We start from the raw sequence: 10,655 nt of genomic DNA on the forward strand, positions 1-10,655 counted from the left end.
AAACATATTTTTCTTTGATTTTAATAAAAAAGGGTTAATTTTGCGACCTTAATTTATATTTTTACTATGCATGCATAGTAAAGTTAACTTGATTAATAAATCTATTTTATGAGAACAATTATATTAGTGTTTATGCTTTTTGTTGGAGTCATTAGTACTGCGCAAAATGTTATCAACGGTAAAGTTGTAGATGAATTCAATCAACCTATTCCTGGAGTTAGTGTTGCATTAAAAGGTACTACAGAGGGGACTATTTCAGATTTTGATGGAAATTTTTCTTTGACTGTCAGTAAAGCGTATCCTTTTACCTTGGAAGTCAGCAGTGTTGGTTTTGAAACTGGTACCGTTGTCGTTACTTCTGGCTCAGGTGATTTAACCATTACGTTAACAGAAATAACTTTTCTTGATGAATTAGTTATCTCTGCATCTAGAGCTCCTGAACGATTATTTGAATCACCAGTAAGTATTGAGAGATTTGGTGTAAAAGAAATAAAGAATACAGCTTCTGCAGATTTTTATGGTGGTCTTGAAAATTTAAAAGGCGTGGATATTAACACTAATAGTTTGACCTTAAAATCAATTAATACTAGAGGTTTTGCAACTTTTGCAAATACAAGATTTGTACAATTAGTTGATGGTATTGATAATACAGCGCCAGCACTTAATTTTGTGTTAGGAAACCTTATTGGTATGAGTGAATTGGATGTGCAAAGTGTAGAATTACTACCTGGTGCATCTTCAGCATTATATGGTGCGAATGCATTTAACGGGATACTTTTTATGAACAGTAAAAGTCCATTTGATCATCAAGGAATCAGTGCTTATGCAAAAGGTGGTCTTACTTCTCAAGAAGCAGCAGGAGACAATGAGTTTTATGATTATGGAGTAAGAATGGCACATGCTTTTTCAGATAAGTTTGCTGCCAAAGTGAATTTATCTATATTAAGAGGAACTGATTGGTTGGCTGCTGATAAACAAGATTTATCTAATCCAAATTCAACAAGAGAAAATGATCCTGGGTATAATGGGGTGAATGTGTATGGAGATGTTGTCGCTCAGACTTTAGATAGAGTTGGTGCTCAATTAGTGGAAGGCGGATTTTTAACTCCTACTCAAGCAAGTCTTTTGCCAAATACATTGGTAAGTAGAAAGGGTTATAATGAAGCAGACCTTAACGGAAATGATGCAGAGAGTTTAAAATTTGACGCAGCGTTACATTATAGACCGTTCGCAAATGATCTTGAGATTATTTATAATGGAAGATTTGGTAGAGGAACTACAGTTACTCAGGATGCTAATAGAACATCATTAAGAAATTTCTTTTCACAACAACATAAATTAGAAGTCAAAAACGATAATTTCTTTGTAAGAGGATATGTGACTGCTTCAGATGCTGGTGATTCATATGATATTCGTTTTACAGGTATAAATGTTAACAGAGCATGGAAGGGCGATAATCAATGGTTTGCAGAATATGCCGGAGCTTATCTTACGGCTTTAGGTGCTACTGGATCAGAAGAACAAGCACATGTAGCTGCAAGACAAGTTGCCGAAACTGGTCGTTTAATTCCGGGAACTCCTGAATTTAATACAGCTTTTGATGCTGTAACCTCTAATCCTGATTTAACAGAAGGATCTAGAGTAAAAGATGAATCACAATTTAGACATGCAGATGCTAACTATAATTTTAGTCATATTACTAAAGATTTTGCAGATATTCAAGTAGGTGGTTCTGTTAGAGAGTATAAGCTAAATTCTTTTGGCACTGTTTTTACAGATGCTAACGGACCTATTAAATATTCAGAATTTGGAGTATATACTCAAGTTCAAAAGAAATTATTAGATGACAGGTTAAAAATTACCGGTTCTGTACGTTATGATAAGTCTCAACTATTTGATGGTAATTTTTCTCCGAGATTTTCTGTGGGATATACTTTAGGAGCGAACAGAAATCGTAATCTTCGTGCGTCAATACAAACAGGTTTTAGAAATCCAACTACTCAAGATTTATATATTGGGTTAGATATTGGTGCAAATGCCTTACTTGGTTCTGCGCCAGATAACCTTGATAGATATGTTATACAAGATCCTTCTGGTAACCAAATTACAGGAAGAGATGCATATGAGAATTCATTCTCTGCTAGATCAGTACTTGAAGGAAATCCTACTGCTGCAAATATTGATATTGTAAAACCAGAAAGGATTACTGCGTACGAAGTTGGGTATAGAGCACAATTTGGATCTGTTATTTTAGATGGTAGTATATACTATAACCAATATGAGGATTTTATTGCTAATGAAAACGTAATAGTTCCAGGTGTAGGTAGAGTAAATGGTACGCCAGCAGAACAAGCTGCTGCTGCTACCGCTGCTGCAAATATTCAAACTAGAAAAATATTTACAGCGTCTACTAACTCTGACGTAGATATTAGTTCGTATGGTTTCATTGCTGGTGTTACAACTGAAATAAAAGGTTTTGATTTAGGCGTGAATTATACTTTTGCAGAGCAAGATTTTGACCAAAATGAAGATCCTGATTTTGTGAGTGGTTTTAATACGGCTAAGCATAGAGTAAAGGCAACGTTTGGTAAAGATGAGTTGTTTAAGAATTTTGGTTTCAATGTGAGTGGAAGATGGAGTGATGAATATTTATGGGAATCTGATTTTGGAACAGGAATGATCCCTTCTTTTACCGTTGTTGATGCGCAGATTAACTATGCTATTCCTAAACTAAAAACTAAATTAAAAATAGGAGCTAATAATATTACAGGAGAAGAGTACTTTACAGCTATTGGTTCTGGATTTATTGGTTCTCAATACTATGTAGGTTTAATAATAAACAACCTATAGGAAGGAAAAAATTCTTAGAATTTATAAAGCCTGTTTGATTTTTATCAGACAGGCTTTTTTGTTTCCACAAAAGTTTAAAAAAAAGAATTGTGATAAATGAAGTTTTCAATTATCAATAAATTTAAATAATAGTTTTTTTTATCATAAAAACACAAAGTTTTGGCTATTTTATTGAAAAATTACTAAAAAAACGTATATTGTTATCATAACTATTAAAACTCAGGGGTATGAAAAAAATTACATTAGTGATAATGCTAATGGTAGGTGTTATTGCTACTGCACAAACAACAATTAAAGGAAAAGTAGTTGATGAAAATAATCAACCAATTCCAGGAGCTAACATTGCATTAGAAGGTGCTCGAGTGGGCACAGTTACCGATTTTGATGGGCTTTTTTCTTTAACAGTAGAAAATTCTCCGCCTTTTACCATAGTAGTAAGTACTGTTGGATTTGAATCTTCTTCAATTGATATTTCTTCTTCAGTTGACGATTTAGTCATTACTTTAAAAGAAGGTACCGAACTTGATGAAGTAATTGTTTCTGCCTCAAGAACACCAGAACGTATATTCGAATCCCCCGTAAGTGTAGAACGATTTGGAATAAAAGAAATTAAAAATACAACCTCGGTTGATTTCTATGATGGGCTGGAAAATTTAAAAGGAGTTGATATTAATACCAATAGTTTAACTTTTAAATCAATCAATACCAGAGGTTTTGCTGATTTTGCAAATACTCGTTTTGTGCAATTAGTAGATGGAATGGATAATACATCTCCTGCTCTTAATTTTGTTTTAGGAAATCTTTTAGGGATGACAGAATTGGATGTGAATAGTGTCGAACTATTGCCAGGAGCATCATCTGCATTATATGGTGCAAATGCTTTTAACGGAATCCTATTTATGACCAGTAAAAATCCATTTGATCATCAAGGAATCAGTGCTTATTTTAAAGGAGGAATTACCTCACAAGATGCCGCTGGAGATAATGAGTTCTATGATTATGGAATTAGGCTCGCGCATAAGTTTTCTGATAAATTTGCAGCAAAAGCGAATTTCTCTTATCTACGAGGAACAGACTGGTTTGCGACAAATACAGTTAATGTTTTAGATACCGCTACAGATCGATCAGACCCTAATTATGATGGTCTTAATGTGTATGGTGATGAGGTGAGTGTAAATATAAGAGGTGTTGGAGAACTACTTGTGGGTAGAGGGATTTTACCTCCTGGAGCAGAAAATCTATTGCCAGATGAGAATGTTAGTAGAACAGGATATGATGAACAGGATTTAAATGCATACAATGCAGAAAGTATAAAGTTTGATGCTGCTTTACATTATAGACCGTTCGCTAATGATTTTGAAATAATTTATAATGGAAAAGTAGGTCGAGGAACTACAATTTACCAAGGAGCTAACAGGTATTCAATTCGTAATTTTTTCTTGCAACAACATAAAATAGAATTTAAAAACAACAATTTCTTTGTAAGAGGATATTTGACAGATGAAAGTGCTGGAGACTCATATGACACACGTTTTACAGGGATAAATATCAACCGATCATGGAAAGATGACCCTACTTGGTTTGGAGAATATGCAGGAGCTTTTGTACAGGCGACGCTGGCAGGAGTTTTGCCAGAACAAGCACACGCCTTGGCAAGACAAACCGCTGATACAGGACGTATATTACCAGGTACTCCAGAATTTCAACAAGCTTTTGAGACCGTAACTAATGATGCTGATTTGGCAACAGGTTCAAAATTTCAAGATGCTACTCAACTAAGACATGTGGATGTTAATTATAACTTTAGTCATATTACTTCAGATTTTGCTGATATACAGGTAGGGGGTTCATTTAGAGAATATAAGTTAAATTCTTCAGGAACAATTTTTACAGATTTTGATGGCCCTATTCGTTATTCAGAATTTGGGATATATACACAAGCTCAAAAGAAACTTGCCGATGAAAGACTAAAGATTACCGCATCTGTACGTTATGATAAGTCACAGTTATTTGATGGTAATTTCTCTCCAAGATTATCTGTAGGATATACAGTGGGAGAAGATAGAAATCATAATATTCGTGCCTCTGTACAAACTGGATTCAGAAATCCTACTACTCAGGATTTGTATATTGGTTTGAATGTTGGGCGAGCAGTATTGGTAGGTTCTGCAGAAGATAATTTGGATAGAGATGTAAGGGTTTTTGATGATGTGAGTGGAGCTGGTGTTGGTATTATAGGATCTGATACGGTGACTATAACTGGTAGATCAGCATATGAGAATTCTTTTTCTGCAAGTTCCGTAGAAAATGGAGCGCCAGTAGCTTCTGGTGCAAATCTCGTAGAACCAGAAAAAATCACAGCATTTGAAGTGGGATATAGAGGAAAGGTCAAAAAATTTATAATAGATATAAGTGGATACTATAATCAGTATAAAGATTTTATCTCTACACAAAATGTTATTGTTCCGTATTATGGTCAGGTATCAGATATTGCAAGTGGAGATTTGACTGCGTTAGCAGCATTAGATAACAGAGATTTTGAGGTGTATCAGGCGTATACAAACTCTGATGTTGATATCAAATCCTTGGGAGCAACCGTAGGTGTTACTACCAAAATTCATGGTTTTGATGTAGGAGTCAACTATACATTTACAGAACAAGATTTTGATAGAGATGAGGATCCTGATTTCAGAACTAATTTTAATACCCCTAAGCATAAAGTGAAAGGTACTCTGGGACATACTAATGTGTTTAAGAATTTTGGATTTAATACGAGTTATAGATGGAGCGATAGCTATTTTTGGGAAGCTGCTTTTGGAGATGGAAACATTCCTTCTTTTTCTGTTATAGATGCACAGATAAATTATAAAATTCCAAAACTAAAAACTACACTTAAGGCAGGAGCAACAAATATAGGAGGAGATGAATATTTTACTGCATTTGGAACAGGGTTTATAGGATCTCAGTACTACATTGGGTTAACAATAAACAACTTGTAAGAAAATAATAATGAATTCTATTAAAGAAATTTAGATATGAAAAAGGCTATGTGAAATATGTTGCTTTAAACACATACACATAATAACGATTTTCAATCTGATAAGTAAAAACAAATAAAAAAGAACAGATGAATACTCAATATAAATGGTTAATACTTCTGCTAATTTTTGGATGTATTTCCTGTGACTCAGACGATGATGCTTCTACAACAATGCAAGAAGTAGTAATTACTTCAGGTGAAGCAGATTTTTCAACATATGTTTCTTTGGGAAATTCTTTGACAGCAGGATTTACTGATGGAGCATTATTTATTGCGGGGCAAGAAAATTCGATGTCAAATATTTTAGCAAACCAATTTGCTCTTGCGGGAGGAGGAGACTTTACACAACCCTTAATGAGTGATAATATAGGAGGAGCATTAATAGGTGGGATGCCAGCTTTGAATCCTCGATTTTATTTTTATAGTGACCCTAATCCAGAACCTCCTAACGAATCTGGACCACGATTATTAGGAACTACTCCAGGAGATAATACTCCAGAAATACCTACAACAGAAATTACCAATGTGCTGTCTGGGCCATTTAATAATATGGGTATTCCGGGAGCTAAAAGTTTCCATCTATTAGCAGATGGATATGGTAATGCTGCAGGATTGCCAAGCTTGGCAAATCCTTATTTTGTAAGAATTGCTTCTAGTGCTACAGCTTCTGTATTGGGAGATGCAATGGCGCAAAACCCAACATTTTTCTCTTTATGGATTGGAAATAATGATGTTTTGGGATACGCTTTATCAGGAGGAGATGGTACAGACCCTATAACTGATCAAACCATGTTTACTAATGCATATAATGGGTTAGTAACTACGTTAACTTCTGGAGGAGCAAAAGGAGTTGCATTTAATATTCCAAACGTAACTTCGATACCACACTTTACTACAGTTCCATATAATCCAGTTCCTTTGGATGCTGCTACTGCTATGGCGGTTAATCAGGCATATGCATTGTATAATGCAGGATTGTTAAATGCAGAAGGTCTTGGTGCAATTGATGAAGCAGAAAGAAAAGCTAGAACAATCGAGTTTAAAGAGGGACAAAATGCAGTAGCAATTGAAGACGAAAGTTTAACTAGTTTGACAGGTTTGCCAAATTATAGACAAGCTACAGCTGAAGATTTATTGGTGTTGCCAAGTTCTTCTTTTATAGGTACAACAGTTGGAGGGAATCCACAATTGATTAATGGGGTTTCAGTTCCTTTAGAAGATAAATGGGTATTGATACCAGCAGAGCAACAAGAGATTGCTGCTGCAACAACAGCTTTTAATACAGTGATAAGTTCGGCAGTACAACAAGCAGGTTTGGCGTTTGTAGATGCAAATATGCTTCTTGATCAAATTTCTGAAAGCGAAAATGGAGTGCCATTTGATGAATTTTTCTTGAATGATAATTTGGTTTTTGGAGGTGCTTTTTCATTAGACGGAGTACATCCTACGGCAAGAGGATATGCATTCTTAGCTAATAAAGCTATTGAAGAAATAAATACAACATATAATTCGAACTTACCGTTAGTAAAGGCAGTGGATTATCCAACATTTTATTCGCCAGCAATGTTGCAGTAAAATAATAGATAATATAATTTTCTTTTAAAAAACCACTTTGGACATATACTTCCAAAGTGGTTTTTTTTATGCTGTTTATTGAAGTAGTTTTTGAGTACATTCCTTTTTCAATACATCGAAAATAATGAGATGCTATACTTGAAACTGAAAATTCATATACAGCTGCATTTATTAAAATATTCGATCAAAATTAAAATGATAAACCGGAAATAGTACAACTCAATGCTACGGTATACGTCTCTATTAAGTTTAGTTTATTTAAAAACAAGTAAACCAGATATAAGTAAAAATTAATTCATAAACAATTCAAAGTCATTGTAAAGCAACTAAAAAAGTAGTGTTTTTAAGGCTTAAAGAAGAAGTAAAGTATGCCTCTAAAAAAACAAAAGAAAATGAGTTATTTTTTTCATTTTAAAAGACTATATTTGCAGCCTGAAAAAAGCTAGTATTCAGTACAGTTGAATACCTGATTTTTTTACTATAATTAAATACTAAACATTAAATAGTTATATAATGTCTAAAGTTACAGGTAAAGTATCTCAAATTGTAGGTCCGGTTATCGATGTAGAATTCGCTGCTGGTACTGAATTACCAAAAATTTATGATTCGTTAGAAATTAACAGAACAGACGGTAGCAAACTAGTGTTAGAGGTTCAGTCTCACATTGGTGAAGATACTGTACGTACTATTGCAATGGATTCCAGTGATGGATTAAGCAGAGGGATGGAAGTAGTTGCAACAGGAGCTCCTATCCAAATGCCAATTGGAGGAGATGTATATGGACGTCTATTTAATGTAATTGGAGATGCAATTGATGGTTTAGGAGATCTTCCAAAAGTTGGTGAAGCTGGTCTTCCTATTCACCGTAACGCTCCAAAATTTGAAGATTTATCAACTTCTACAGAAGTTTTATTTACAGGGATTAAAGTAATTGATCTTATTGAACCTTATGCAAAAGGAGGTAAGATTGGATTATTTGGTGGTGCCGGAGTTGGTAAAACCGTATTGATCCAGGAATTGATTAACAATATAGCAAAAGGTCATGGTGGTCTTTCTGTATTTGCAGGTGTTGGAGAAAGAACTCGTGAAGGAAATGACCTTCTTCGTGAGATGCTTGAATCCGGGATTATCAAATATGGTGATGACTTCATGCATTCTATGGAAAGTGGAGGATGGGATTTATCCAAAGTGGATAAAGAAGTGATGAAAGAATCTAAAGCTACTTTCGTATTTGGACAAATGAATGAGCCACCAGGAGCACGTGCACGTGTTGCACTTTCTGGTCTTACAATAGCAGAATATTTCCGTGATGGAGCGGGAGACGGACAAGGAAAAGATGTACTTTTCTTCGTAGATAATATTTTCCGTTTTACCCAGGCTGGTTCTGAGGTATCAGCATTACTTGGACGTATGCCATCTGCCGTAGGATACCAACCTACTTTAGCAACAGAAATGGGTGTAATGCAAGAACGTATTACTTCTACAAAGAAAGGATCGATTACATCTGTACAAGCAGTTTATGTACCTGCAGATGACCTTACCGATCCAGCACCAGCAACAACATTTGCTCACTTAGATGCAACAACGGTATTATCTCGTAAAATTGCAGAACTTGGTATTTATCCAGCAGTAGATCCTTTAGATTCTACTTCTAGAATTCTTTCTGCAGATATTTTAGGAGATGAGCATTATAATTGTGCACAACGAGTAAAAGAGCTATTGCAACGTTATAAAGAATTACAAGATATTATTGCTATCCTTGGTATGGAAGAATTATCTGAAGAAGATAAATTAGCAGTGGGACGTGCACGTCGTGTTCAACGTTTCTTATCTCAGCCATTCCATGTAGCAGAACAATTTACTGGTATCCCTGGATGTTTAGTAGATATCAAAGATACTATCAAAGCATTTACAATGATTATGGATGGTGAATTGGATCATTTACCAGAAGCTGCATTTAACCTTAAAGGTACAATCGAAGAAGCTATTGAAGCTGGTGAGAAAATGTTAGCTGAAGCATAAACCGAAGCTAATGCTGAACTTGTTTCAGTATTTTTTGTCGAAAATTAAGTAATAATAAGATCCTGAAAAAAGTTCAGGATGACAAACAAATTTGTCTATGTATTTAGAAATAGTAACTCCAGAAGCAGTTTTATTTAGTGGTGAAGTAACCTCGGTTGCAGTGCCAGGAGTAGATGGAGAATTTCAAATGTTAGATAATCACGCACCTATTATTTCTTTGCTAGGAAAAGGAAATGTAAAAGTGTATGGGGATATGAATTTGGAAGAAGAGGTTGCTAATAAATTCACTAAAGGTGAAAACGGAGTAACACTACTTTCTATTACCTCAGGAACTATCGAAATGAAAGATAATAAAGTAATTGTATTGGCTGATTAAGCCAGAAAGGACTTTAGATCTTTTTAAAATCAATATATTTAATCCCTGTTATTAGTTAACAGGGATTTTTTATGTTTTTAAGTAACCCTTTTCCATATTCAACTTCTTTTCGAAATCATTTTTTGATCGCTTCGATCCTAAGTTTCATCGTGGTTTTTATACTTGTTTTTTTACAACCATTTGGATCAAATAACTTTAGTAACCCATATAAAAACCTGTATTTTATAAGGTATGAATGGATTTGTTTTATAGTATATATTTTTTTTCATCTTTTATCCAAATGGTATTATGAGAGTTTTAAAATATGGAAATGGGTCGAGGAATTATTTTTTTGCATCTTATACCTTTCTGTAGCAATTACTTTAGCTTTTATATATACAGAAGTTATTATAAACAAAAGCCCCGAACATCTTACTTTAAGCTTGTTCCTATTTTGGTTTAAGCATATGTTTCTGGGGTTTGGATTAATATTATTTGTTCTTGCTCTTTTTTTTAGACATCGGTATGCAAGTAAAAAGAACATTATCAAGGACTATGTATTTAGTACAATAGAAAATGAGGAATCCAAAAAGAAAACAATTCTTCTACAAGGAACGATGAAAAAAGAAATCCTTGAAGTCGTGACATCGCAAGTTGTCTATGTTAAATCCGAGGATAATTATGTAACCCGTTGTGCATTTAGTTAATATTAATTTTTAGGTTGTTTATATTTCTGTTGAATTCAAACCTATTGATATATTGAATAATGGTCATTGCTGTGATCTTTGATAAGATTCTATTTTTAAATCCCTC

At 34.2% G+C, this 10,655-nt stretch carries 6 protein-coding genes and 1 pseudogene; 6 read left to right on the top strand and 1 reads right to left on the bottom strand.

What is annotated here, in order from left to right; translation table 11 throughout:
• Positions 1-108 precede the first annotated feature (108 nt).
• The 6 genes from FOF46_RS26870 to FOF46_RS26895 all read left to right on the top strand — a co-directional run bounded on the left by FOF46_RS26870 (position 109) and on the right by FOF46_RS26895 (position 10,549).
• Complete coding sequence (locus tag FOF46_RS26870; protein ID WP_143918616.1) at positions 109-2,850, top strand: TonB-dependent receptor; 2,742 nt, start codon at positions 109-111, stop codon at positions 2,848-2,850.
• A 227-nt stretch (positions 2,851-3,077) separates the two neighbouring features.
• The gene (locus FOF46_RS26875) at positions 3,078-5,849 is read left to right on the top strand and encodes a TonB-dependent receptor (RefSeq protein ID WP_143918617.1); all 2,772 of its coding nucleotides are present in this window, start codon (positions 3,078-3,080) and stop codon (positions 5,847-5,849) included.
• A 128-nt stretch (positions 5,850-5,977) separates the two neighbouring features.
• Complete coding sequence (locus FOF46_RS26880; protein ID WP_143918618.1) at positions 5,978-7,465, top strand: SGNH/GDSL hydrolase family protein; 1,488 nt, start codon at positions 5,978-5,980, stop codon at positions 7,463-7,465.
• Positions 7,466-7,978: 513 nt separating this feature from the next.
• Positions 7,979-9,487: a F0F1 ATP synthase subunit beta gene (atpD, locus tag FOF46_RS26885; RefSeq protein WP_109435037.1), complete on the top strand. Its 1,509-nt coding sequence runs from the start codon at positions 7,979-7,981 to the stop codon at positions 9,485-9,487.
• A gap of 97 nt (positions 9,488-9,584) precedes the next feature.
• Positions 9,585-9,863 carry a F0F1 ATP synthase subunit delta/epsilon gene (locus tag FOF46_RS26890; RefSeq protein WP_109435038.1) on the top strand — a complete coding sequence of 93 codons (279 nt, stop codon included), beginning with the start codon at positions 9,585-9,587 and terminating at the stop codon, positions 9,861-9,863.
• Positions 9,864-9,934: 71 nt separating this feature from the next.
• Positions 9,935-10,549: a hypothetical protein gene (locus FOF46_RS26895; RefSeq protein WP_143918619.1), complete on the top strand. Its 615-nt coding sequence runs from the start codon at positions 9,935-9,937 to the stop codon at positions 10,547-10,549.
• Here FOF46_RS26895 and FOF46_RS32755 read toward each other — a convergent pair.
• Positions 10,542-10,655 (bottom strand): annotated as a pseudogene (locus tag FOF46_RS32755) (IS982 family transposase); the annotation flags it as partial. The gene FOF46_RS26895 and the pseudogene FOF46_RS32755 overlap by 8 nt on opposite strands.

This window comes from Aquimarina algiphila (genome assembly GCF_007489275.1).
In the GTDB taxonomy this organism is placed as follows: domain Bacteria; phylum Bacteroidota; class Bacteroidia; order Flavobacteriales; family Flavobacteriaceae; genus Aquimarina; species Aquimarina algiphila.

Bases quoted from the DNA above. Each gene is read 5' to 3' on its own strand.
- FOF46_RS26895 (WP_143918619.1), top strand. From the start codon at position 9,935: ATGTTTTTAAGTAACCCTTTTCCATATTCAACTTCTTTTCGAAATCAT.
- FOF46_RS26875 (WP_143918617.1), top strand. From the start codon at position 3,078: ATGAAAAAAATTACATTAGTGATAATGCTAATGGTAGGTGTTATTGCT.
- FOF46_RS26870 (WP_143918616.1), top strand. From the start codon at position 109: ATGAGAACAATTATATTAGTGTTTATGCTTTTTGTTGGAGTCATTAGT.
- atpD (WP_109435037.1), top strand. From the start codon at position 7,979: ATGTCTAAAGTTACAGGTAAAGTATCTCAAATTGTAGGTCCGGTTATC.
- FOF46_RS26880 (WP_143918618.1), top strand. From the start codon at position 5,978: ATGAATACTCAATATAAATGGTTAATACTTCTGCTAATTTTTGGATGT.
- FOF46_RS26890 (WP_109435038.1), top strand. From the start codon at position 9,585: ATGTATTTAGAAATAGTAACTCCAGAAGCAGTTTTATTTAGTGGTGAA.